A 23,629-nucleotide genomic window follows, 5' to 3' on the forward strand; every position below is an offset into this window, starting at 1 on the left:
CGGGAGGGTGGCTCGCACGAACGTCACGGAATGCATCGGCTGCCGGTGGCCGCGAAGGTGGGCGGGCTGATCGCCATCGCGCTCGTCTCGGGGCTCGTCTGGTGGCTGATCCGCTACCAGCCCACCACCGAGGGCCACGCCGAGGCGACCGAGGACCCACTCACGAGCGGTGAGTTCGCCTACGAGCAGGTGGCCGGTCCGGAGGTCTCGGACGACTGCGCGGGCAACTCCTACGGGCGCGTGGTCGAGTGGTTCGAGCAGCAGCCGTGCGAACGGGTGCACCGGTCGCTGTACGAGACCCGCGACGGCGACGCGCGGGCGCTCGTGTCGGTCGTGGTCGTGACCATGCCCGAACAGCGCGGCGCGCAGGAACTCAAGGTCACCACCGACACCAACGGGACCGGCAACGTCAACGACCTGGTGCGCGACGGCACGGCCGGCATCGAGGGTGCGCCGAACGTCGCCCAGGGGCAGTACGCCTCACGGGTGGTCGGGGCGCAGCTGACGATCGTCGAGGTGGCCTACTACGCCGACGCGGGCGGGCCGGCCGACCGGCTGGGCGACATCGCCCACGACGCGTTGCGCCTGTCAGCCACGGCCCGGTAGGGGCGGCGCGGCGGGTTCGACGCCGGCGTCGAGCCGCCAGCTCGTCAACCGGGTCGCCGAGCCGATGAGCGCCTGGACCGCGACCTCGCGCAGCGGGCCGTCGTCGGTCCGTTCCAGCACGCCGTGCCACGCGCTCGCGGCGTCCGTCTCCGCCGCCACGACGAGCTCGGCCGCCGACTCCTCGTCGGAGACCTGCTCGGCGCCCTGGTAGGCGGGCTCGGCCGCACGCGGGGTGGACCCGGCGTCGGCGATCAGCCTGCGGCAGGCCTGACGCCGGTCGAGGTGAGCGTCCGCCCCGGCGGCCAGACCGTTGTCGTAGGCGGCGGGCAGGAACGCGGTCACCGTGTCGTAGACCCACTCGGCGGCGTACTCGGCCGACAACGCGTCCTGCAGCGCCGACACCGCCTCCTCGTCGGGGCGGGCCGCGTCGACACCTTCGAGCGGATCCGGATGGCCCCCGCCCAGGTCGGGGCCGAGCTGCCGTGCGGCGGCGCAGCCGGCGGCGACCGCGGCCACGAGCCCCACGCGGTACCGCGGGAGCCCGCCGACGAGCCCGGCGGCCTGCTCCTGCGCCTCGCCGAGCCGGTTGCCGAGCTGTGCGACGTCGTCGACGGTGGCCGGCACGCGCGGCATGCGTTCGGGGCGCGGACGGTTCAGCCGCCGGATCTCCTCGTCGAGCGCGTCGGCGTGGGCCTGACGCACCGTCGCGACCTGCCGGGCCTCCGGTCCACCCGCCGCGATGGCGGCGTCGGCGTCGGCCTTGGCGCGGACCAACAGGGGCAGCAGGGGGTCGGGGGAGTCGTCGTAGTCGGTGCACCCGGCGACGGCCCCGAGGCCCGCCACCGTGGGAACGGCCAACACGGCCGCGCGCAGCACCGCACGCCGGTTCGTCGGCACCGATCGTCGGAATGTCACAGGGGGCCATCCTGCCAGGCGCGGCGGCTCGCCGAAGCCCCGCTGGTCGGCGTGCCGGCAGCGGGGCACGATAAGCTGGACCACCACTTGTCAAGAGGTGGCCAACAACTGTCAGTACAACAGCAACAAGCGGGAGCATCACGGTGCCCAACGAACTCGCCAGCCGGCTGGAGCCCGTCGTGGCCGAAGCCGTCACGGCCGCGGGTTTCGATCTCGACGCGCTCGACGTTCAACCGGCCGGACGCCGCAAACTGGTCAAGGTTGTCGTCGACAGCGACGACGGAGTCGGCCTCGACGAGGTCGCCGAGGTCAGCCGGGTCCTGTCCGGGGTGCTCGACGAGCACGAACACCTCATCGCGGGCGCCTACACCCTGGAGGTCACGTCCCCGGGCGTGGACCGGCCCCTGACCGCGCCGCGGCACTGGCGCCGGGCCAGGTTCCGCCAGGTGCGTGTGACGCCCACCGAGGGCGCGGACTTCACCGGCAGGGTCGGCGACGCGGGTGAGACCGCGGCGCGCATGCTGGTCGGCGGCACCATCCGCGACGTGCGCTACGCCGACGTCGCCAAGGCCGTCCTCGAGGTCGAGTTCAAACAACCGCCCGCCGACGAGCTCAAGAAGCTGGAGCAGGACGCTCGGCACGCCGAGAGCGCCCCGGCCGCGGAATCGACGAGCAAGGACAACAGCGAGGGTGCCGCGTCGCCCTCGGCAGCACCGAAGGAGGAGCCGAGGTGAACGTCGACATCGCCGCGCTGCGCGCCATCGAGGCCGACAAGGACATTCCGTTCGAGGCGGTACTCGAGGCGATCGAGTCCGCGCTGCTGACGGCCTACAAGCACACCGAGGGACATCAGCCGCGCGCCCGGATCGACATCGACCGGAAGACGGGCTACGTGCGGGTGCTGGCCTACACCAACGACGAGAACGGCGACGTCGCCGAGGAGTGGGACGACACGCCCGAGGGGTTCGGCCGGATCGCCGCGACCACCGCACGGCAGGTCATCCTGCAGCGGCTGCGGGACGCCGAGCACGAGAAGACCTACGGCGAGTTCTCCGCCAAGGAGGGCGAGATCGTCGCGGGGGTGATCCAGCGGGACGCGCGCGCCAACGCCCGCGGCATGGTCGTGATCGACATCGGCGGCGACACCGAGGGTGTGCTGCCGCTGGCCGAGCAGGTCCCGGGGGAGAGCTACGAGCACGGAGCCCGCATCAAGGCGTACGTGGTCGGGGTGGCCCGCAGCGCCCGGGGTCCGCAGATCACGCTGTCGCGGACCCACCCGAACCTCGTGCGCAAGCTGTTCGCGCTCGAGGTCCCGGAGATCGCCGACGGCACCGTGGAGATCTCCGCCGTGGCCCGCGAGGCCGGACACCGGTCGAAGATCGCCGTGCGGTCGACGGTGTCGGGCGTCAACGCCAAGGGCGCGTGCATCGGCCCCGTGGGCGGTCGCGTACGCAACGTGATGAGCGAGCTCGGCGGAGAGAAGATCGACATCATCGATCACTCGGACGACCCGGCCCGGTTCGTCGGCAACGCGCTCTCGCCCGCGAAGGCCGTGTCGGTGACGGTCGTGGACGAACGCGCGAAGACCGCCCGCGTGGTCGTGCCCGATTTCCAGCTGTCGCTGGCCATCGGCAAGGAGGGGCAGAACGCCCGGCTCGCGGCCCGGCTCACGGGGTGGCGGATCGACATCCGCAGCGACGCCGCACCCGACGCCGGACCCCAGCAGGAGGCCTCCCCGGACGGCGGCCCGGAGGACGCACCGCGCACAGCGGTAACCGGTTCGGCTGAGTGAGAGGTCAAGGGCTAAACTGGAGCCCGGTGCAACGCCCGACGTCGATGACCGCCCCGGTTCGTACCTGCGTCGGTTGTCGTCGACGGGCGTTGAGCGACGAGCTGGTGAGGTTGGTCGTGGCACACGGGGAACTGGTCGTCGACGTACGTCGCCGACTCCCAGGACGCGGTGCCTGGCTGCATCGGGACCCGGAGTGCCTGGCCAAGGCCGAGCGTAAACGGGCTTTTCCCCGCGCACTGCGGGTCGCCGGTCCGGTCGACGTGTCCGCGGTGCGGAACACGCTGGCCGAGCTCGTCACCGAAGAATGAGAGGGCCCGGGACATCCCCGGGTCCTGGTCGGAAACAAGGAAGCAGGTCGACCCGTCATGAGTCAGCCGTGAAGCTGAAGCCATGAACGCGCGACGATAGGACGAGGTCAGCGGGTATCTGCCTGTCTGGCCTCAGTTGAGGAGAGCAGTGGCAGGCAAGGCCCGCGTGCACGAGCTAGCAAAAGAGCTCGGTGTCACGAGCAAGGAAGTACTCGCCAAGCTCAAGGAGCAGGGCGAGTTCGTGAAGTCTGCGTCATCCACCGTGGAAGCGCCGGTCGCCCGGCGCCTGCGGGATGCGTACGGCCCCGCGGCCGGCGACAAGGCCGGTGGCAAGTCCACGGCCAAGTCCGGCGGCGGTGCGAAGAACGGTGCCGCGGCGGGGTCGCGCGCCGGCGACCGGTGCCGCGACGGCGGACTCCGGAGGTTCGGCGGCCGCCGCGCCCAAGCCCGGTGCGGCGCCGAAGCCCGGCCCCAAGCCGGGACCGAAGCCCGGTCCGAAGCAGCCGGCCCAGCCCGCCGAGCAGGCCCCGGCACCCGCGGCGTCCGCGGGTCCGGCGGCCGGTGAGAAGCAGGACGAGGCGAAGCAGGACGCGGCCAAGTCGGACGCGGCCAAGCAGGACCAGTCCGGCGGGGCGGTCGTTCCGCCGAAGCCGCAGGGCCCGAAGCCCGGTCCCAAGCCCGGCCCGAAGCAGCCGCGCGTCGGCAACAACCCGTTCGGCGTGGGTTCCGGTTCGCCGGCCCCGCGTCCGTCGGCGCCGCGTCCCGGTGGCGGCCAGGGCGGTCAGCGTTCCGACCGGCCGCAGGGCCAGCCCGGTCAGGGCGGTCAGGGCGGCCAGGGCGGTCAGCAGGGCGGTGGCCAGCAGGGTCAGCGTTCCGACCGGCAGGGTCAGCAGGGCGGCGGCAACCGGCCGAGCCCCGGCAACATGCCGCCCCGCCCGAACCCGGGCATGATGCCGTCCCGTCCGGCGAAGCCGAGCGGTCCCGGCGGCGGTCGCGGTGGACCCGGCGGTGGCCGCGGTGGACCCGGCGGCGGTCGTGGCGGTCCCGGCGGCGGTCGCGGTGGACCCGGTGGTCCCCCCGGTCGCGGTGGACCCGGCGGCGCTCCCGGTGGTGGCGGCGGCGGTGGCGGCGGCTTCCGTCCCGGCGGTGGTGGGCCCGGTGGTCCTCCCGGTGGTGGCGGCGGCGGTTTCCGCGGTCGCGGCGGTGGCGGTCGTGGTGGCACGGCAGGTGCCTTCGGCCGTCCCGGTGGTCCCTCGCGCAAGGGCCGCAAGTCGAAGCGGCAGAAGCGCCAGGAGTACATGGAGAACATGCAGGCGCCGTCCGTCGGTGGCGTGCGTCTGCCCAAGGGCAGCGGCGAGACGATCCGCCTGCCGCGGGGTGCCTCGCTGACCGACTTCGCCGAGAAGATCGACGCCAACCCGGCTTCGCTGGTGCAGGTGTTGTTCCACCTCGGCGAGATGGTCACGGCGACGCAGTCCGTGTCGGACGACGTGCTGGAGCTGCTCGGCGGCGAGATGAACTACAACGTTCAGGTCGTCAGCCCGGAGGAGGAGGACCGCGAGCTTCTCGAGGCCTTCGACATCCAGTACGGCTCCGACGCCGGCACCGACGAGGACCTGCAGGTGCGGCCCCCGGTCGTGACCGTGATGGGTCACGTCGACCACGGTAAGACGCGTCTGCTGGACACCATCCGGAAGACGAAGGTCGCCGAGGGCGAGGCCGGCGGTATCACCCAGCACATCGGTGCGTACCAGGTCGAGGCCGAGCTCGAGGGCGACGACCGGACGGTCACGTTCATCGACACCCCGGGTCACGAGGCGTTCACCGCCATGCGTGCCCGTGGTGCGCAGGCCACGGACATCGCGGTGATCGTGGTCGCGGCCGACGACGGCGTGATGCCGCAGACGATCGAGGCGATCAACCACGCGCAGGCGGCCAAGTCGCCGATCGTGGTCGCGGTCAACAAGATCGACAAGGAAGGCGCCAACCCGCAGAAGATCCGCCAGCAGCTCACCGAGTACGGCCTGGTGGCGGAGGAGTACGGCGGCGAGACGATGTTCGTCGACATCTCCGCGCGGGAGAACGTCAACATCGACGGGCTGCTCGAGGCGATCCTGTTGACCGCGGACGCGGCGCTGGATCTGCGGGCCAACCCGGACATGGAGGCGCAGGGCGTCGCGATCGAGGCCCACCTGGACCGTGGCCGCGGCCCCGTGGCGACCGTGCTGGTTCAGCGCGGCACGCTGCGGGTCGGCGACTCGGTGGTGGCCGGCGACGCGTACGGCCGCGTGCGGCGCATGGTCGACGAGCACAACCGCGATGTCACCGAGGCCGATCCGTCGCGTCCGGTGCAGGTCATCGGCTTCACGTCGGTGCCGCGTGCGGGTGACACGTTCCTGGTCGTGGACGAGGACCGGGTGGCACGGCAGATCGCCGAGCGCCGCCAGGCCCGCATCCGCAACGCCGAGAACGCGGCCAAGCGCAAGCGGGTCAGCCTGGAGGACCTGGACTCCGCGTTGAAGGAGACCAACACCCTCAACCTGATCATCAAGGGTGACAACTCGGGTACCGTCGAGGCGCTCGAGACGTCGCTCATGCAGATCGAGGTGGGCGACGAGGTCGAGCTGGCGATCGTGCACCGCGGTGTCGGTGGCGTGACCGAGAGCGACATCGACCTGGCGACGGCGTCCGACGCGGTCGTGATCGGCTTCAACGTGCGGGCCCAGGGCAAGGCGACCGAGCGGGCCACCCGCGAGGGCGTCGACGTCCGGTACTACACGGTGATCTACCAGGCGATCGACGAGATCGAGCAGGCTCTGAAGGGCATGCTCAAGCCCGAGTACGAAGAGGTCGAGCTCGGCAAGGCCGAGGTCCGCGACGTCTTCAAGTCCTCGAAGTTCGGCACGATCGCCGGTTGCCTGGTCACGTCGGGCATCATCCGCCGCAACGCCAAGGCGCGGTTGCTGCGGGACGGTGTGGTCGTCAGCGAGGAGCTGCCCGTGGCGTCGCTGCGGCGGTTCAAGGACGACGCGACCGAGGTGCGCGACGGTTACGAGTGTGGTCTGACGCTCGGCAAGTTCTCCGACATCAAGGTCGGCGACGTCGTCGAGACGTACGAGCAGCGCGAGAAGCCGCGCGCGTAACGAGGTGCGGTGCCTGCGGGTGGTGGATCGAGGTCGGTCCGCCACCCGCAGGCGTAGCCGCTCCTTCGTCGGACCCGGGCGATGCGGGGTGACGATGTTCGTGGGTTCGCTGGAGTTGGACGTGTTGTTGGGCGATGTCCGGTCGCTCAAGCAGAAGCGTTCCGTGGTGCGGCCGATCGTGGCCGAGCTGCGGAAGCGGTTCGACGTCGCGGTCGCCGAGGCCGGCCAGTTGGACCTGCATCGCCGGGCGACCGTGGGGGTCGCCGTGGTCGCTGCCGACGGCGCGCATGTGCGGGATGTTCTCGATGCGTGCGAGCGATCCGTCGCGGAGCGGCCGGAGATCGAACTGTTGTCGGCTCGTCGCCGGGTGCACGGCGGCGACGACGAATGAGATGAGTGAGTGAGGGGATTCGGGTGGCTGACAATGCACGCCCGCGCAGGTTGGCGAAGCGGATCGCGCAGATCGTCGCGTCGGCGCTCGAGCACGAGGTGAAGGACCCTCGGCTGGGCAACGTCACGATCACCGATGCCCGCATCACCGGTGACCTGCGGGACGCGACCGTGTATTACACGGTGCTCGGCGAGACCCTCGACGCGGCGCCCGATTTCGCCGGCGCCGCGGCCGCGTTGGAGTCGGCGCGCGGTGTGCTCCGCACGAAGGTCGGCCAGGGCACCGGTGTGCGCTACACGCCGACGTTGACGTTCGTGGCCGACAACATCCCGTCGGAGGCCCGCAACATCGACGATCTGCTGGCGAAGGCGCGTGAGGCCGACGCCGAGGTCGCCCGTCAGGCCACGTCGGCCGAGCCCGCAGGTGAGGCCGACCCGTACAAGCCCGCCAAGGACGCCGACGAGGGCTGAGTGTTCGCGTTCCGGCATCGGCGGGTCCCGGTTGCTGCCCGATTCGGACTATCGCGGTTCGAGGACGGTTTCGCGTTTGTCGGTGTAGGTGACGCCGAGTGGTGTGGTGACCGACGACGTGCCGTGGGTGGGGTCGTAGGAGTGGATCCATCCGGGTGCGTTCTTGAGTCGGTGGTGGCGTCGGCAGCGCGGTGCCGCGTTGCTGGTCGAGGTTGAGCCTTGGTCTATGGCCCATTCGTGGTGGTGGTCGAAGTCGCAGTGCCGTGCGGGCCGTCGGCACCAGGGGACAACGCACATCCGGTCGCGTACTTCGACGAGTTTCCGGATCGTCGAGTTCGGACGATACGACGATCGGCCGAGGTCAACGGGGTTGCCGGTGGCGGGGTCGCAGAGGACCTTGCGCCAGAGAGACTTGGGGTTGGTCATGATCTCGCGCGCGTAGGCGGCGGGGATTGGTCCGATTCCGTCGATTGAGGCGCCGGTCTCGGACATGGAGAGCGCGGTGTCGATGGGCATGTGCAGGTAGACCATTGCCGCCGACTGGGGGACGGTGACGCCGGGGTCGTTGCCGAGGAGCAGGTCGGCGAACACGTCGGCGCGGAGCTGGTCAAGGTTGCGTGACGAGTCGGAGGTCCGGAGCTTACGGGCGATGGCGTCGACGCGGGCGTAGGCGGCCGAGTCAATGTCGGAGGGCAGGTCGGCGGCGATCCGCGACTGGGCGTGAACCCCGTGGTCGAGCGTCACCTTGCGCCCTTCGTGGGCCCTGCGTGCGGCCGCGGTCTCGGCACCCGGGTCGACCTGCTTGACGATCTGAGAGGCGTGCCAGGCCATATTGCGTGGTTGCCAAGCAGTAAGAGACAGGCGGCCCAGTTTCTCCTCAAGTAGCCGATCGACCTCGAGGGCATCGGAGTCGGAAACCGGAGCGACAACGTTCAGTACCCGCTCAGCGCAATACCGATCCACCTGTCCGCCGTGCATGGCGGAAAGCAGTCGCGGCATCCGATAGGTCAACGCGAGCGCGGTATCAATCCGACCCAAAACCACCTGAGGCGACAATCGAAGCTCAGCGCCAGCGCCTCAGCAAGCGACCGACGCTCCACCGAATCCGACGACGATCCGCAGTCGGGCGAAGCAAGAAACGACACCTCAGCAGCATCAGCCCGAGCCCGCAAAGCAAGCACCGAACGGGCCCGATCGATAATCTCTTCAACACCTGTCACGAAACCAATAATACCGAACACGCGATCGTCAAACCTCACCCACAAGAATGAAGAAACCCGAACGCAAAGTAACCAAAAACATCCCCCACCAATAACGCCAACCGCCGAAGCGAAGCAAGGCCAAACCCGCCACTCCCAACAACCCCACAAATCCGCCCCCCAGTGATGTGTCATCCCGTCGACCTAAAACAGGAACCATCACACTGCAGTCAGAGCGCAACCAACCCCGAAACCGCAGCCAAGAAACAAAACCTTGCGCCCTGACTGCAGTGTGATAAACGAAAAGCGAAGGTCGAGGGATGACACATCACCGGCGGCAAAGCCGCCCACATCCCGGAGACCTGCCCCGCCGGCGAGGCGATGCCCGTAACGCACCCTCGCGCACAAAACCCCAACACAGCGACGGGAACTGCCAACACAGCGCCGCGAACTGCCAACACGGCGCCGCAGATTGCCAACACGGCGCCGCGGATTGCCAACACGGCGCCGCGGATTGCCAACACAGCGACGCGAGGTGCCAACACGGCGACGTGGGGTGCTGACACGGCACCCCACCCGCACCGCACCCCGCCGGGCCCGCCACCCCCCGGGGTTACTTCACGGCTATGAGGATGTCGCGGGTGATGGCTTGGTCGACGCGGTGGCCGAGGCGGTCGTAGGGGCCGCCGTCGAGGACGCGCAGGCCGGCGCGGGTGAGGATGTCGGCGAGTTCGTCGCGGGGGACGACGTGGGTGTTCCAGGACAGGCCGAGGGCGCCGCCGCGGCGGAGGGTGCGGGTCCAGCCGGGGACGGCGGCGGCGAGCAGGTCGCGGGGGCTGCGGGCGAGCGCCGCGTCCTGGCCGCGGCTGCCGTGCTGCACGCCGTAGGGCGCGTCGGCGACGATCACGTCGACGCTGCCACGGCGGACGAGTTCGTCGGTTTCGAGGGTGTCGCAGCGCAGGTAGTGGATCGCGCGGGTGTTGCCGGCCTTGTACTCCTCCTTGGTGGGGGCGTACGTGATGTCGAGCCGGTTGCGAGGCGGATCTTGTTGCGCCGCACCAGGGTGGCCTCGGCGGTGTGCTTGACCCGCTTGGTGCGCAGGTAGGTCTTGATGAACTGCTGGTAGGCCTCGAAGTCGCGTTCGTCGACGTCCACGCCGGTCACGTCGAAGCCGTACATCATGGCCTGGTTGAGCGTGGTTCCGCGGCCGCACAGCGGGTCGAGCACGTGCAGGCCGGCCTCGGTGAGCGCCTGGGGACGTGCGGTGGAGAGCACCGTGAGGTTCAGCAGCAGTTTGGTGAACAGCTCGTTGGTCTTGCCCGTGTACTTCTGGATCGTGAGCAGGTCGGAGTCGAACCGGTCGAGCCGGCTGAGCGGCAGCGGCCGCAGCAGTTCGCCCGAAGCGTCCGATCGGGACCGTTCGAAAAGGACGTACGCCGAGGACAGATTGGACAGTGCCGCCAGGTCGGTGTCGGTGAGCGGTTCGTCGGTGGCGAACGTGACGTACTCGGCGCCGCCGATCTCGTCGGTGCGACGTCGGAGGGAACACGCGACAGCACGGTGTCGCCGAACACGGTCAGCTCGGCCTGGAGCAGCTGCGCCGACGTCTCGGTGTAGACGCGGTTCGCGGACGGCAGGATCAGAATGGCGTACTCGGGCATCGGCGAGAGCTTACTGCGGGTTAGCCTGCCACGAGTGACCGCCGCCGCCGACAACAGCGACAACAGCACGAACGAGAACGACGCTCCCGAGCACGAGGCTCCTGACAACGACACCGCGGAGCGGGTTCCCGCGCGGAAGGTGTTCGGTCTTGCGGTGCCCGCGTTGGGCGTGCTGGCGGCCGAACCGCTGTACGTGCTCGTCGACACCGCCGTGGTCGGTCACCTGGGTGCGCTGCCGCTGGCGGCGCTCGCGCTCGGCGGGACGCTGTTGGCGCTGGTGTCCACGCAGCTGACGTTCCTGTCCTACGGCACGACGGCGCGCACGGCCCGGCTGCACGGCGCGGGCCGGCGCGCCGAGGCCGTCGGGGAGGGCGTGCAGGCCACGTGGCTCGCCCTCGCCGTCGGCACGGTCATCGTGGCGCTGGGCCAGCTGTTCGCGCGGCCGGTCGCGAGCCTGATGTCGGGCAGCGAGGAGATCACCGACGCCGCGGTGTCCTGGCTGCGGATCGCGCTGCTCGGCACGCCGATGATCCTCGTGACGATGGCCGGCAACGGGTGGATGCGCGGCGTGCAGGACCCCGTTCGCCCGCTGCGGTACGTCCTGGCCGGCAACGGACTGTCGGCGGTGCTGTGCCCGGTCCTGGTGTACCCGGCGGGACTGGGCCTGGAGGGTTCCGCGATCGCCAACGTCATCGCCCAGACCGTCTCGGGCGGTTTCTTCCTGGCCGCGCTCGTGCGGGAGCGGGTGCGGCTGCGCCCGCGGCCGTCGGTGATGTGGGCCCAGCTGGTCCTCGGCCGGGACCTCGTGCTGCGCAGTCTCGGGTTCCAGGCGTGCTTCCTGTCGGCCACGGCCGTCGCGGCGCGCACGTCGACCGAGGCCGTCGGCGCCCACCAGGTGGTGTGGCAACTGTGGACGTTCCTGTCGCTGGTGCTCGACTCGATCGCCATCGCCGCGCAGTCGCTGATCGGCGCCGCGCTCGGCGGGGGAGCGCGGCGCCGCGCGCAGAGCATCGCCGGCCAGATCGTGCGCTACGGCCTCGTGCTCGGCTGCGGGCTCGGGATCGCCTTCGCCGCGGTGTCCCAGGTGCTGCCGCTGGCGTTCACCGGCGACGCGGGCGTGCTCGCGGAGATCCCGCACGCCTGGTGGTTCTTCGTCGCACTGCAGCCCGTGGCCGGGGTGGTGTTCGCCCTCGACGGCGTGCTCCTCGCGCCGGCGACGCGGCGTTTCTGCGCAACGCCACCCTCGGCAGCGCCCTGCTCGGGTTCCTGCCGCTCATCTGGGCCTCGCTCGGCTTCGGCTGGGGATTGGCCGGCATCTGGACCGGTCTGACCGTGTTCATGCTGCTGCGGCTCGGATTCGTCGTCGTGCGCTGGCGCGGCGAGCGCTGGGCCGTCACCGGCGCCGTACGCGCGTGAGCAACTACACCGGGCAGCCGGGTACTGCGATCGGGCGGCATCGACTAGAACGGACAGGGACGGTGGCGAGTGCCTGTCCGAATCATCCGAGTACGAGGAGAAGCAGGTGCAGGCCAGCCGACCGGCGAACGCCCCGGTGAAGACCTCCCCGCCGCTGCGGGCGTGGATCGTGTGGGGCGCCGGCGCGATCGTGTACCTGCTCGCCGTGTTCCACCGCGCCTCGTTCGGCGTCGCGGGGCTGAGCGCGGCCGAACGGTTCGGCGTCGGCGCCGCGGCCCTGGGCACGTTCACCGTGCTGCAGGTCGCCGTGTACGCCGCGATGCAGATCCCCACCGGAATGCTCGTCGACCGCTTCGGCTCGCGGTCGGTGCTCATCGGTGCCGTCGTCATGCTGGGTTCGGGGCAGGTGCTGCTGGCCGTCGTCGACACCTACGCCCTGGGCCTGCTGGCGCGCGCCGTCCTCGGTGTCGGGGACGCGCTGGCGTTCGTGTCGGTGCTGCGCCTGGCCGCCAACCACTTCCCGGGCCGGCAGTACGTGCTCGTCACCGCGTTCACCGGATCGCTGGGCTTCCTCGGCAACCTCGGTGCGACGCTGCCGCTGGCGCTGCTGCTCGAGGGGCCGGGCTGGACGCGACGTTCCTCGGCGTGGGCGTCGCGACGCTCGCGTACGTCGCGGTGGTGCTCGTGGCCGTGCGCGACACCCCGGAGCGGCGCACCGCCCGCTCGTCGGCCAAGTCGCTGAGGGAGGTCGGCGGCGAACTCCGCGGCGCGTGGCGCGAACCGGGCACCCGGCTGGCGTTCTGGACGCACTTCTCGATGCCGTTCAGCCTCAACGTGATGACGCTGCTGTGGGGCGTGCCCTACATGGTCGAACAGCTCGGCTACGCCGAGACCACGGCCAGTTCCCTGCTGATGGTGTTCGTCCTCGGCGCCATGCTCACCAGCCCCTTCGCGGGCGGCTACTTCAGTCGTAGGCCGGACCTGCGGATGCCCACCGTTCTCGGCTACGGCGCGCTGCTGGCCGTGACGTGGGCCGTGCTGCTGGCCTGGCCGGGGCAGGTACCGGTCGCGGCGCTCGTACCGGCGTTCCTGGTGATGTCGCTCGGTGCGCCCGTGTCGACCGTCGGGTTCGCCCTCGTGCGCGACTACAACCCGCTGCCGCGCGTCGGCACGGCCACCGGCGCGGTCAACGTCGGCGGGTTTTGCGCCACCACCGCCGCCTCGCTGCTGGTGGGCATCCTCGTGCAGCTGACCGGCGACTACCGCATCGCACTGCTGTCGGTCATCGCCGTGCTGCTGTTCGGCGTCTGCCGCGTGCTCGTCTGGTACCGCCGGGTGCGGGCGAGCGTGCTGGCCGCGCAGGACCGCGGCGAGGACGTGCCCGTGCCGATCCGACGCAGGTCGTGGGACCTCGTGTCGCGCCGGGCGAGGCGCTTCGTTAGGGTCGTCGGCCGTGCCCACACCGCCCGCACCCGGACTGCTCATCGTCGACAAGCCCTCGGGGATGACGTCCCACGACGTCGTCGCCAAGGCCCGACGTTTCCTCGGCACCCGCAAGATCGGCCACGCGGGCACCCTCGACCCGATGGCCACCGGCGTGCTCGTGCTCGGCGTCGAACGTGCCACGAAGCTGCTCGGCCACCTGGCCCTCGACCGCAAGACCTACCTGGCGACCATCACGCTCGGCGCCTCGACGACGACCGACGACGCCGAGGGCGACGTCCTCGACGAGGCCGACGCGAGCGGGGCCGGCGACGCGGCGATCGCCGACGGCATCGCCGCCCTGACCGGCGATCTGCAGCAGGTGCCCAGCGCCGTCAGCGCGGTGAAGGTCGACGGCAAGCGTGCCTACGCGCGGGTGCGCGACGGGGAGGAGGTGGACCTGCCGCCGCGGCCGGTCACCGTGCACCGGTTCGACCTGCTCGCCGCGCGCCGGGTCGGGACCCGCGTCGAACTCGACGTGATGGTCGACTGCTCCTCGGGCACGTACGTGCGCGCGCTGGCGCGCGACCTGGGCGCCGGCCTCGGCGTGGGCGGGCACCTGACCCAGCTGCGCCGCACCACCGTCGGGCCGTTCAGCCTGGCCGCCGCACGCACCCTCGAGGCGATCGAGGCCGAACCGGGACTGTCGTTGACGCTGGCCGAGGCCGTCGCGGCGGCGTTCCCGCGACGCGACGTCGACGCCGCCGCGGCCCGCGCGGTGCGGCACGGCCAGCGGTTGCCCGCCGCCGGTATCGCGGGCACCTACGGCATCTTCGCCCCCGACGGTGTGGCGTTGGCGCTCGCGGAGGACCGTGGCCCGGTGACCAAGCCGCTCGTCGTGCTCGCGCCCGCCTGAGTCCCGGCCACCGCGCCCCAGCTCCCGCGTCCCAGCGCCCGCCGGAGCGCCTGCGGACCGGGTCGTTACGCTGCTGCATTGTGCAGCGTTGGCGCGGTTTGACAGATCTTCCCGGCGGGTGGGGCCGATGCGTCGTCACCATCGGGGTCTTCGACGGGGTGCACCTGGGCCATCAGGTGCTGATCGAACGGACGGTGGCCACGGCCGGGCAGCTGGGTGTGCCGTCGGTCGTGCTGACCTTCGACCCGCATCCGTCCGAGGTGCTGCGGCCCGGTTCGCACCCCGCCCAGCTGACGACCCTGCGGCGCAAGGCCGACCTGGTGGAGAAGCTCGGCGTGGACGTGTTCTGCGTGCTGCCGTTCACCCCGGAGCTGTCGCGGTTGGAACCCGAGGAGTTCGTGCACCAGGTGCTCGTCGACAAGCTTCATGCCGCGGCCGTGATCGTGGGGGAGAACTTCCGCTTCGGCCGTAAGGGCGCCGGCGACGTGGAGGTGCTCAAGGCGCTCGGCAAGCGGTTCGGCTTCACCGCGCAGGGTGCGACGCTGCAGGGCACGGCGCTGCCCGACGGGCAGCAGACGAGCGCGGAGATCACGTTCTCGTCGACGTACGTGCGCTCGTGCATCGACGCCGGTGACGTGCGCGCCGCGGGCGAGGCCCTCGGCCGGCCCCACCGACTCGAGGGCATCGTCGTGCGGGGCGACGGACGCGGGCACGAACTCGGCTACCCGACGGCGAACCTGTCGACGCCGCGGCTCGCCGCGATCCCCGCCGACGGCGTGTACGCGTGCTGGTTCGAGCGTGCCGGCGGTCCGCCGGTGGCGGCCGCGGTGTCGGTCGGCACCAACCCGACGTTCTCCGGCCGGGAACGCACCGTCGAGGCGTTCGTGCTCGACGTCGACGAGGACTTCTACGGTCAGCAGGTGTCCCTCGATTTCGTCGAACGTCTCCGGGGTCAGATCCGGTTCGACGGCCCGGAGGGACTGATCGACCAGATGGCCGACGACGTGCGCAGGACCAGGGATTTGCTCGGTTTGTCCTGATGAGCGGCGGCCGGTCGCCTCGGTGAGACTCCTCCGGCGGGGTGCAATCGCGTTGCGGGGCCGTCGGCTCGTGGCGATCCGTCCGTATTGCCGGGCGCGGCCTGGCAGGATGCCCCCAGGGGCCGTCCGCGAGGATGGCGGGCGACCGGGATGAACGAGGGGAGCACGACCGACGTGGAAGACCACAAGATCGTCCAGCGCAACATCGCGTTGCAGCGTGAGTGGTACGGGGAACCGCTCGGCGACCGGGTGCGCAGACTTGTCGTGGCCTTCGACGTGTCGCAGGCGTATCTGGCCGAGGTGCTGGGGATCAGTGCTCCGATGTTGAGCCAGGTCATGAGTGGACGTCGCGCCAAGATCGGCAACCCCGTGGTGCTCGCGCGCCTGATCATGCTGGAACGCAAGGTACTGACGCCCGACGTCGCGGGCGGCAGCAAGGAGGCCATCGAGGCGGCGCTCGAGGACGTCAAGGCCGCGCGGCCCACGGTGAGCAGGGACAACGTCCCGCTGGCCTCGGGGCCGGACGACCAGGACGTGCTGACGGCGCTGCGCGAGGCCACCGACGGCGAGAACCTGATGGCGGCGGCCGAACGCCTCGACGACGATTTCCCCGCGACCGCCGACCTGCTGCGCCGCGCGGGCAAGGACCCGCGCTGACGCCGGGGTCGCGTGAGACTGTTCAGTGCTTTCCCGGTTCCCGCGGCGGCGGCCGACACGCTGCGGCGGCGGCTGGCCGCGGTCGCAGGACCCCGCGGGGGAGGGCTGCGGTGGACGGCGCAGGACGGCTGGCACCTCACCCTGGGGTTCTACGGTGCGGACGATCCGCTCGAGCGCCGCGCGTGGCTGGCCGACAGGCTTGCCGGAATGCGGGCCCCGGTGCTGCGCATCGCCGGGGCGGGCACGTTCCCGGGCGTACTGTGGGCCGGCGTCGAGGCGGGAGCGGCCGGCCGGCGGGCGCTGGCCGACATCGCCGCGGCCGCGCGGCCGGACACCGAGCGCCGGCCGTTCCGGGCGCACGTCACCCTGCCCGCGGTGGTCCGCCGGCCGTGCTCGAGACGTGGGCGGCCGCCCTGGCGGACCACCGGGGCCCGGAGTGGGCGCCGGCGGCCGTGGTCCTGCTCCGCAGCGACCGAGGGTCCCACGGGCCCGTGTACACGCCGGTGGGCCGCGTCGACCTCGGCCGTGCGCTGCGGTGAGGCCGGGCGCTGATAGGCTGAACAGCTGAGTCCGGCTGCGGTCCGTGGCGGCCGGTACTGACCTGACAACACGGCACCGAACACGAGGAGTGACGCGTGGCTCTGTCCACCGATGAGAAGAAGTCGATCCTGTCCGAGTACGGCTTGCACGAGTCGGACACGGGTTCGCCCGAGGCGCAGGTGGCCCTGCTGACCAAGCGGATCGTGGGGCTGACCGAGCACCTCAAGACGCACAAGCACGACCACCACTCGCGTCGTGGTCTGCTGCTGCTGGTCGGCCGTCGCCGCCGACTGCTCAACTACGTGATGCAGGTGGACGTCGCGCGCTACCGTTCGCTGATCCAGCGACTCGGCCTGCGCCGGTGACATCATGACGAAGGGGAGTGGCCCACCGGGTCGCTCCCCTTCGGTCCACCCGGCCCCGCACCGGCAGGGCCGGACACACCAGGCCGGACACAACACCACAGAGAAGATTCCGCAGCGACACGCGCCGCGTGCGGGGACGCCGCAGCCGGTCCTCGGTAGTGGCTCCCGGGAGGTTTCCCGAGGCTTCGATCGATGGCCGGCCTCGTACCCCGCCACGTGCCCCGAAGGGCGGGGCTGTGCGTGCCGCGTTGCGATGGTACGAGGAGTAAGAACAGATATGACTGATGCAGACGGCATCACCGTGCACGAAACGGAAGCCGTGCTGGACAACGGTCGGTTCGGCACGCGCACGGTGCGCTTCGAGACGGGCAGGCTGGCCAAGCAGGCCGCCGGCTCGGTCGTGGCGTACCTCGACGACGAGACCATGCTGCTGTCGGCCACCACGGCCTCGAAGCAGCCCAAGGAGCACTTCGATTTCTTCCCGCTGACGGTGGACGTCGAGGAGCGCATGTACGCCGCCGGCCGGATCCCCGGCGCGTTCTTCCGCAGGGAGGGCCGTCCGTCCACGGACGCGGTCCTGACCTGCCGACTGATCGACCGCCCGCTGCGCCCGTCGTTCGCCGACGGCCTGCGCAACGAGATCCAGATCGTCATCACGGTGCAGAGCCTGCACCCCGAGGACCCGTACGACGTGCTGGCGATCAACGCCGCGTCCGCGTCCACGCAGATCGGCGGCCTGCCGTTCTCCGGTCCCATCGGCGGCGTGCGCATCGCGCTGATCGAGGACCAGTGGGTCGCGTTCCCGACCTGGTCGCAGCTGGAGAAGGCCACGTTCAACATGGTCGTCGCCGGCCGTGTCGTCGGTGATGACGTCGCGATCATGATGGTCGAGGCCGAGGGCACCGAGAACACGCTCGACCTGGTCGCCGAGGGCGGGACCGCGCCGACCGAGACGACGGTCGCGCAGGGCCTCGACGCCGCCAAGCCGTTCATCCGCGCCCTGTGCGAGGCGCAGCAGCAGCTCGCCGAGGTCGCGGCCAAGCCGACCGGCGACTACCCGACGTTCCCGCCCTACCAGCAGGACGCCTACGACGCCGTCGCCGCGATCGCGACCGACGAGCTGACCAAGGCGCTGGCGACCGAGGGCAAGCAGGACCGCGACGACGCCACCGACGAGGTCAAGGCCGCCGTCCTGGAGAAGGTCGGCCTCGGCGAGGGCGAGGCGTTCGAGGGCCGTGACAAGGAGATCGGCGCCGCGTTCAAGTCGCTGACCAAGCAGGTGGTGCGCCAGCGCATCCTGCGCGACAAGGTCCGCATCGACGGCCGCGGCGTGACCGACATCCGCCAGCTGGGCGCCGAGGTCGCGGTCATCCCGCGGACGCACGGTTCGGCGCTGTTCGAGCGCGGCGAGACCCAGATCATGGGTGTCACCACGCTGAACATGCTGCGCATGGAGCAGACGCTGGACACGCTCTCTCCGGAGACGTCCAAGCGCTACCTGCACCACTACAACTTCCCGCCGTTCTCCACCGGCGAGACCGGCCGCGTGGGCACGCCCAAGCGCCGCGAGATCGGCCACGGCATGCTCGCCGAGCGCGCGCTCGTGCCGGTGCTGCCGAAGCGTGACGAGTTCCCCTACGCCATCCGTCAGGTGTCGGAGGCGCTGGGCTCGAACGGCTCGACGTCGATGGGTTCGGTCTGCGCGTCCACGATGAGCCTGTACAACGCCGGTGTGCCGCTGAAGGCGCCGGTCGCGGGCATCGCGATGGGCCTGGTGTCCGACGAGGTTGACGGTGAGACGCGTTACGTCGCGCTGACCGACATCCTCGGCGCCGAGGACGCCTTCGGTGACATGGACTTCAAGGTCGCCGGCACCAAGGACGTCATTACGGCCCTGCAGCTCGACACCAAGCTCGACGGCATCCCGTCCGACGTGCTGGCCGCCGCGCTGAACCAGGCGCGCGACGCCCGGCTGACGATCATGGACGTGATGTCCGAGGCGATCGACGAGCCGGACGAGATGAGCCCGTACGCCCCGCGCGTGACGAGCGTGAAGATCCCGGTCGACAAGATCGGCGAGGTCATCGGGCCGAAGGGCAAGATGATCAACACGATCACCGAGGAGACCGGCGCCGACATCTCGATCGAGGACGACGGCACGATCTACGTCGCGCCGCCGACGGTCCGTCCGCCGAGGCGGCGATCGACAAGATCAACGCGATCGCCAACCCGCAGTTGCCGAAGGTCGGCGAGCGCTTCCTGGGCACGGTCGTCAAGACCGCCGCCTTCGGCGCGTTCGTCTCGCTGCTGCCCGGCAAGGACGGCCTCGTGCACATCTCGAAGCTGGGCAACGGCAAGCGCATCGGCAAGGTCGAGGACGTCGTGAACGTCGGCGACAAGCTGCGCGTCGAGATCCAGGACATCGACAACCGCGGCAAGATCAGCCTCGTCGTCGTCAACGAGGACGCGGAGGGCGACACGTCCGCCGCGGCCGAGGGCGACGCGGCCGAGACGGCGGAGACGCCGGAGCCGGCCGCCGCCGAGTAACGCGGCCGCACCACACCCGCACGCGACAGCGACCCGTCGACGGCATTCGTGCCCCGGCGGGTCGCTGTGTGTGCGAGACCGATCCCCGCGACGAAGCAAGGTTGATGGCAGCGCAGATTTCCGGCTACGAACAGCCCGTAGGCACCACCCGCACCCTGGAGTCCACATCGGACGGTCCGCGGGTGCGGCGGACCGTGTTGCCCGGTGGCCTGCGCGTGGTCACCGAGCAGATCCCGGGCGTGCGCTCGGCGACGGTCGGCCTGTGGGTCGGCGTCGGCTCGCGGGACGAGCATCCCGCCGTGGCCGGCGCCGCGCACTACCTCGAGCACCTGTTGTTCAAGGGCACCGCGCGCCGCGACGCCACCGATATCGCCGAGGAGGTCGACGCCGTCGGCGGTGAGCTCAACGCCTTCACGGCCAAGGAGCACACCTGCTACTACGCGCAGGTCATCGACGAGGACCTGCCGGTGGCGATCGACCTGGTCACCGACGTCGTGTTCGGGGCGCGCTGCGCCGACGCCGACGTGGAGACCGAACGCAGCGTCGTGCTCGAGGAGATCGCCATGCGCGACGACGACCCCGAGGACCTGCTGCACGAGACGTTCGTCGAGACCGTCCTCGACGGCAATCCGCTCGGCCGGCCCGTGCTCGGCAGCCAGGAGTCGATCCGCGGCATGTCGCCGCGGGCGCTGCGAGGCTTCTACCGCCGCCGCTACGTCCCGGAGCGCATGGTCCTTGCCGTCGCGGGCAACATCACGCACGCCGCGGTGTTGCGGCTCGTGCGGCGCGCGCTGCGCGACCGGCCTGCGCCCGACCCCGCGCAGCGCCCGCCGCACCGCGCACGGGGCGGGCCCGACTGCGCCGCACCCGCACCCTCGCGTTGCGCTCCGACGACACCGAACAGGCGCATCTGATGCTCGGCACGCCCACGTTCGGCAGGCACGACGAGCGTCGCTACGCCCTGGCCGTGCTGAACGCCGCCCTGGGCGGGGGGATGAGCTCCCGGCTGTTCCAAGAGGTGCGGGAACGGCGGGGGCTGGCGTACCAGGTGTACTCGTCGCTGGCGACGTACGCCGACACCGGCCACCTGTCGGTGTACGCCGGATGCCAACCGGACCGGCTGGGCGAGGTGACCGGCGTCGTGCGCGGCGTGCTCGACGACGTCGCCGCCGACGGCCTGTCGGCCGCCGAGACCGCGAGGGCCAAGGGCCAACTGCGCGGAGCGCTGGTGCTCGGCATGGAGGACACCGCCTCGCGGATGAGCCGACTCGGCAAGAACGAGCTCAACTACGGCCGGCACCTGAGCGTCGAGGACAACCTGGCCCGGATCGACGCGGTCACCGACGACGAGGTGGCCGTGCTCGCCCGCACACTCCTGCGCAGGCAGGCAGGTCCGACGGCCGCTGTGGTGGTCGGGCCGTACGCTCACGACGAGGACCTTCCCGACGAACTGCACGAGGTGATCGCATGACCGCCAGTCCCATCCGCGTCGGCGTGCTCGGCCACACCGGCCGCATGGGCGCCGAGACCGTACGCGCGGTCGACGGGGCGCCGGACATGGAGCTCGTGGCCACCGTCGGGTCCGGCGACAGCCTCGACACGCTGGCCGAGGCGAAGGTCGACGTCGTCGTCGACTTCACCCACCCGGACGCCGTCATGGGGAACCTGGAGTTCGCCCTGAGCCGCGGCATGCACGCCGTGGTCGGCACGACCGGGTTCACCGAGGAGCGCCTCGCGCAGCTGCGCGGCTGGCTCGCCGACCGGCCGGAACTCGGCGTGCTCATCGCGCCGAACTTCGCCCTCGGCGCGGTGCTGGCGATGCGGTTCGCCCAGCAGGCCGCGAAGTTCTACGACTCGGCCGAGGTCGTCGAACTGCACCACAACCGCAAGGCCGACGCGCCGTCCGGCACCGCGGCCCACACGGCGCGGATGATCGCGCAGGCCCGTGCCGAGGCCGGCGTCGAACCCGGCCCCGACGCGACGGTGTCCGAAGTGGATGGTGCGCGCGGTGCCGACCTCGACGGCGTGCGGGTGCACTCGGTGCGCCTGCCCGGCCTGGTGGCCCACGAGGAGATCATGTTCGGCGCGGCGGGGGAGACCCTGACGATCCGGCACGACTCGATGGACCGGACGTCGTTCATGCCCGGTGTGCTGCTCGGCATCCGGGAGACGCCGGCGCGGCCCGGCATCACCGTCGGCCTCGAGCAGGTGTTGGACCTGTGAAGGCGCGCAACCTCGCGATCCTCGCGACCGCGGCGGTCGCGCTGTACCTGGTGTTGCTGGCCGGGCGCGCCGTCGCGTTGCTGGGCACGGGTGAACCGGTGCCGATGCTGCTGGGCGCGGGTGTGCTCGTACTGCCGCTGCTCGGCGTGTGGATGCTGTGGATGACGTGGCGCTCGGGCAACCAGATCCAGCGGCTCGCACGCAAGCTCGAGGCGGAGGGCGGACTGCCCGACGTGTCCGATCTGCCGCGCCGCCCGTCCGGGCGGGTCGATCGCACGGCCGCCGACACGTGGTTCGAGGAGCGTCGCGCCGAACTCGAGCAGGAACCCGACGACTGGCGCCGCTGGTACCGCCTCGCCTACGCCTACGACATCGCGGGCGACCGGAGCCGCGCGCGGGCCACGATGCGCAAGGCCGTCGAGCTCGAGGCCGCCGGCGACGGCACCTCCACCGGCAGCTCCTCGACCGACAGTTCCTCGACCGACAGCGCCGCCTGAGCGGGGCTCACCGGGAGCGTCGGCTCAGAGGGTCACGCCGAACCAGCCTGCGCACACGGCGGGGGCGCCGGCGAGGATGCTGAAGCGGACGAACCGTCCGGCCAGGCCGGCGCCGACGAACAGGGCCGGCCGCATGTTGACGAACCCGGCGAGTACGACGGTCGCCATGTAGGGCGGCAGACCGACGACGGAGCTGACCCCGTAGGTCGTGGTCATCCAGCCCGGATGCCGGTGGCAGCGCTCGCGGAGCGCCTCGAGCCAGCCGCGGACGCGTTTCGTGCGGCGTTGCCACCGCTCGCGACGCGGCGTCATGGGGCGTTCGCGGCGGGGCCGGTGGATGCGCTCGTGCAGCACGCGCGGCAGGTGGATGGATCCGCGGGCGGCCAGGTAGTAGGGCAGCTTGCCGATGAGATGTCCCACGGCCACGACCGCGCCCATCAGGACCCAGGGGATCTGCTCGGCCTCCGTCGTCATCACCGTGATGATGAAGAGTTCGATGCTGACCACGGGAAGCAGTGACGAGCCCACGGCGACGCCGAAGGCGATGCACAGCCAGGTCAGCACAGGGAAACTCCGGTGACGGGGGAGGGTGGTCGGGGAGCGGGACCGGCGGCGGTGGCGATCGGGGCGGGGACGGGGACTCGGGTGCCGACGTCCGGTCGACACCGCTGACATGATGGCAGCGGCCGCGTGGTGGTCCTGTGATGTGAACCCGTCGCGGCGCCGCCGACGAGGATGCCAGACGGCGCGGGGTGATGGGGTGGTCGCGTCGTGGTTCTCCGCCGATGTCCGCCCTGGTGGTGCCGCATTTTCCGACGTTCGTGCGGGCGGCGGTCAGACAGATGGAAACCGGATGTTTACCCCAGGGTGGCGGAATCAACCCGATCGGTGTCGAAGTGGACGTCGAGACCGCCGGTGAGGCGCAACTCGCGCACGGTCCGCTCCCCGGTGTCGAGCGTGCGGACGGTGCCGTCGGGGTTCCAGCCGACGCTGCGGAAGAACGACAGGGACGCGGAGTCGGACTGAGCGGTCCAGGTGACGCCGCGGGTGTGCCCGCCCGCGCGTAGCGCGTGGGCCGCGGTGCCGAACAGCCGCCCGCCGTGGCCGCGGCGCCCCCACCGGGGTTCGACGAGCACGGTGGAGATGAGCGCGACCGAACCGGCGTCGTCGGGCGGAGTGCCGTCGGCGGCCGCGATATCGGAGTCCGGGGCGGGTCCGGCGGCGCAGAAGCCGACGAGCTCGGAGCCTTCGAGCGCGACGAACACCGACGATCCGGCGTGGCCCACGGCCGCGGCCCACTCGGCGGTGAGCGCGTCCTCGTCGAGCGCCTCCACGGTGGCCCGGCCGAGCGCCTCGGCGTACGCGGTGCGCCACGTGCGCACCTGGATGCGGGCGATGGCGGCGGCGTCGTCGGCGGTGGCGATGCGCACCGTGGCGTCCGTCATGGCCCATGACCCTAGTGGTCGCCTCGTCCTGCCGACGTGCGGGAGCCGGCCGACACCTAAACTGATCGCCGATGAG

18 protein-coding genes and 6 pseudogenes are annotated in these 23,629 nt (G+C 71.2%); 19 read left to right on the top strand and 5 right to left on the bottom strand.

Annotated features, from left to right (window positions below; all coding sequences use genetic code 11):
* Positions 1–30: 30 nt before the first annotated feature.
* Positions 31–606 (top strand): hypothetical protein, encoded by a 576-nt coding sequence (locus tag BJF85_RS25700; protein ID WP_075850490.1) that lies wholly within the window; start codon positions 31–33, stop codon positions 604–606.
* Here the strand turns inward: BJF85_RS25700 and BJF85_RS25705 are convergent.
* Complete coding sequence (locus BJF85_RS25705) at positions 589–1,521, bottom strand: ferritin-like domain-containing protein (RefSeq protein ID WP_083666709.1); 933 nt, start codon at positions 1,519–1,521, stop codon at positions 589–591. The two genes, BJF85_RS25700 and BJF85_RS25705, sit on opposite strands and share 18 nt — an antisense overlap.
* Before the next feature lie 143 nt (positions 1,522–1,664).
* On the opposite strand from BJF85_RS25705, the gene rimP reads away from it, so the two are divergent.
* The 7 genes and pseudogenes from rimP to rbfA all read left to right on the top strand — a co-directional run bounded on the left by rimP (position 1,665) and on the right by rbfA (position 7,625).
* Positions 1,665–2,255: a ribosome maturation factor RimP gene (gene rimP / locus BJF85_RS25710; RefSeq protein ID WP_075850492.1), complete on the top strand. Its 591-nt coding sequence runs from the start codon at positions 1,665–1,667 to the stop codon at positions 2,253–2,255.
* On the top strand, positions 2,252–3,313 hold the full coding sequence (gene nusA, locus BJF85_RS25715) for a transcription termination factor NusA (protein WP_075850493.1): 1,062 nt from the start codon (positions 2,252–2,254) through the stop codon (positions 3,311–3,313). Before rimP ends, nusA begins: the two co-directional genes overlap by 4 nt.
* Before the next feature lie 116 nt (positions 3,314–3,429).
* Positions 3,430–3,621 carry a YlxR family protein gene (locus tag BJF85_RS25720; protein WP_255375945.1) on the top strand — a complete coding sequence of 64 codons (192 nt, stop codon included), beginning with the start codon at positions 3,430–3,432 and terminating at the stop codon, positions 3,619–3,621.
* A gap of 166 nt (positions 3,622–3,787) precedes the next feature.
* Positions 3,788–3,865 (top strand): annotated as a pseudogene (locus BJF85_RS30835) (translation initiation factor IF-2 N-terminal domain-containing protein); the annotation flags it as partial.
* A 124-nt stretch (positions 3,866–3,989) separates the two neighbouring features.
* Positions 3,990–6,764, top strand: coding sequence for a translation initiation factor IF-2 (infB, locus tag BJF85_RS25725; protein WP_255375939.1), 2,775 nt, complete (start codon positions 3,990–3,992; stop codon positions 6,762–6,764).
* Between the two features lie 94 nt (positions 6,765–6,858).
* Positions 6,859–7,155 (top strand): DUF503 domain-containing protein, encoded by a 297-nt coding sequence (locus BJF85_RS25730; protein WP_075850564.1) that lies wholly within the window; start codon positions 6,859–6,861, stop codon positions 7,153–7,155.
* 23 nt (positions 7,156–7,178) lie between these two features.
* On the top strand, positions 7,179–7,625 hold the full coding sequence (gene rbfA / locus BJF85_RS25735) for a 30S ribosome-binding factor RbfA (protein WP_075850494.1): 447 nt from the start codon (positions 7,179–7,181) through the stop codon (positions 7,623–7,625).
* 48 nt (positions 7,626–7,673) lie between these two features.
* Here the strand turns inward: rbfA and BJF85_RS25740 are convergent, their stop codons facing one another.
* Positions 7,674–8,681 carry an HNH endonuclease signature motif containing protein gene (locus BJF85_RS25740; RefSeq protein WP_075850495.1) on the bottom strand — a complete coding sequence of 336 codons (1,008 nt, stop codon included), beginning with the start codon at positions 8,679–8,681 and terminating at the stop codon, positions 7,674–7,676.
* 756 nt (positions 8,682–9,437) lie between these two features.
* Positions 9,438–10,485, bottom strand: a pseudogene (locus BJF85_RS25745) (TRM11 family methyltransferase).
* Between the two features lie 139 nt (positions 10,486–10,624).
* Between BJF85_RS25745 and BJF85_RS25750 the strand changes: the two are divergent.
* From BJF85_RS25750 to BJF85_RS25805, 11 genes and pseudogenes are all read left to right on the top strand, one after another.
* Positions 10,625–11,901: pseudogene (locus BJF85_RS25750) on the top strand (MATE family efflux transporter).
* Positions 11,902–12,007: 106 nt separating this feature from the next.
* Positions 12,008–13,320 (top strand): annotated as a pseudogene (locus BJF85_RS26955) (nitrate/nitrite transporter); the annotation flags it as partial.
* Positions 13,321–13,354: 34 nt separating this feature from the next.
* On the top strand, positions 13,355–14,239 hold the full coding sequence (gene truB / locus BJF85_RS25765; protein ID WP_075850497.1) for a tRNA pseudouridine(55) synthase TruB: 885 nt from the start codon (positions 13,355–13,357) through the stop codon (positions 14,237–14,239).
* An 80-nt stretch (positions 14,240–14,319) separates the two neighbouring features.
* Entirely contained in the window at positions 14,320–15,279 is a 960-nt protein-coding gene (locus BJF85_RS25770) for a bifunctional riboflavin kinase/FAD synthetase (RefSeq protein ID WP_075850565.1), read from the top strand.
* Between the two features lie 174 nt (positions 15,280–15,453).
* Entirely contained in the window at positions 15,454–15,936 is a 483-nt protein-coding gene (locus BJF85_RS25775; protein WP_075850566.1) for a helix-turn-helix transcriptional regulator, read from the top strand.
* Between the two features lie 12 nt (positions 15,937–15,948).
* Positions 15,949–16,488, top strand: coding sequence for a 2'-5' RNA ligase family protein (locus BJF85_RS25780; protein ID WP_075850498.1), 540 nt, complete (start codon positions 15,949–15,951; stop codon positions 16,486–16,488).
* 83 nt (positions 16,489–16,571) lie between these two features.
* Positions 16,572–16,841 (top strand): 30S ribosomal protein S15, encoded by a 270-nt coding sequence (gene rpsO / locus BJF85_RS25785; protein ID WP_075850499.1) that lies wholly within the window; start codon positions 16,572–16,574, stop codon positions 16,839–16,841.
* A 277-nt stretch (positions 16,842–17,118) separates the two neighbouring features.
* A pseudogene (locus tag BJF85_RS25790) lies at positions 17,119–19,388 on the top strand (polyribonucleotide nucleotidyltransferase).
* A gap of 104 nt (positions 19,389–19,492) precedes the next feature.
* Positions 19,493–20,859, top strand: a pseudogene (locus BJF85_RS25795) (M16 family metallopeptidase).
* Positions 20,856–21,611 (top strand): 4-hydroxy-tetrahydrodipicolinate reductase, encoded by a 756-nt coding sequence (dapB, locus tag BJF85_RS25800; RefSeq protein ID WP_075850500.1) that lies wholly within the window; start codon positions 20,856–20,858, stop codon positions 21,609–21,611. The pseudogene BJF85_RS25795 and the gene dapB overlap by 4 nt, the downstream one beginning before the upstream one ends.
* Positions 21,608–22,108, top strand: coding sequence for a hypothetical protein (locus BJF85_RS25805; protein WP_075850501.1), 501 nt, complete (start codon positions 21,608–21,610; stop codon positions 22,106–22,108). The genes dapB and BJF85_RS25805 overlap by 4 nt, the downstream gene beginning before the upstream one ends.
* A gap of 24 nt (positions 22,109–22,132) precedes the next feature.
* On the opposite strand, the gene BJF85_RS25810 is transcribed toward BJF85_RS25805, so the two are convergent.
* Both BJF85_RS25810 and BJF85_RS25815 read right to left on the bottom strand, forming a co-directional pair.
* Positions 22,133–22,672 carry a hypothetical protein gene (locus BJF85_RS25810; protein WP_139320868.1) on the bottom strand — a complete coding sequence of 180 codons (540 nt, stop codon included), beginning with the start codon at positions 22,670–22,672 and terminating at the stop codon, positions 22,133–22,135.
* Positions 22,673–22,965: 293 nt separating this feature from the next.
* Positions 22,966–23,553: a GNAT family N-acetyltransferase gene (locus tag BJF85_RS25815; protein WP_075850502.1), complete on the bottom strand. Its 588-nt coding sequence runs from the start codon at positions 23,551–23,553 to the stop codon at positions 22,966–22,968.
* Positions 23,554–23,629: the final 76 nt, after the last annotated feature.

The sequence above is a fragment of the Saccharomonospora sp. CUA-673 genome, assembly GCF_001942305.1.
Lineage (GTDB): Bacteria > Actinomycetota > Actinomycetes > Mycobacteriales > Pseudonocardiaceae > Prauserella.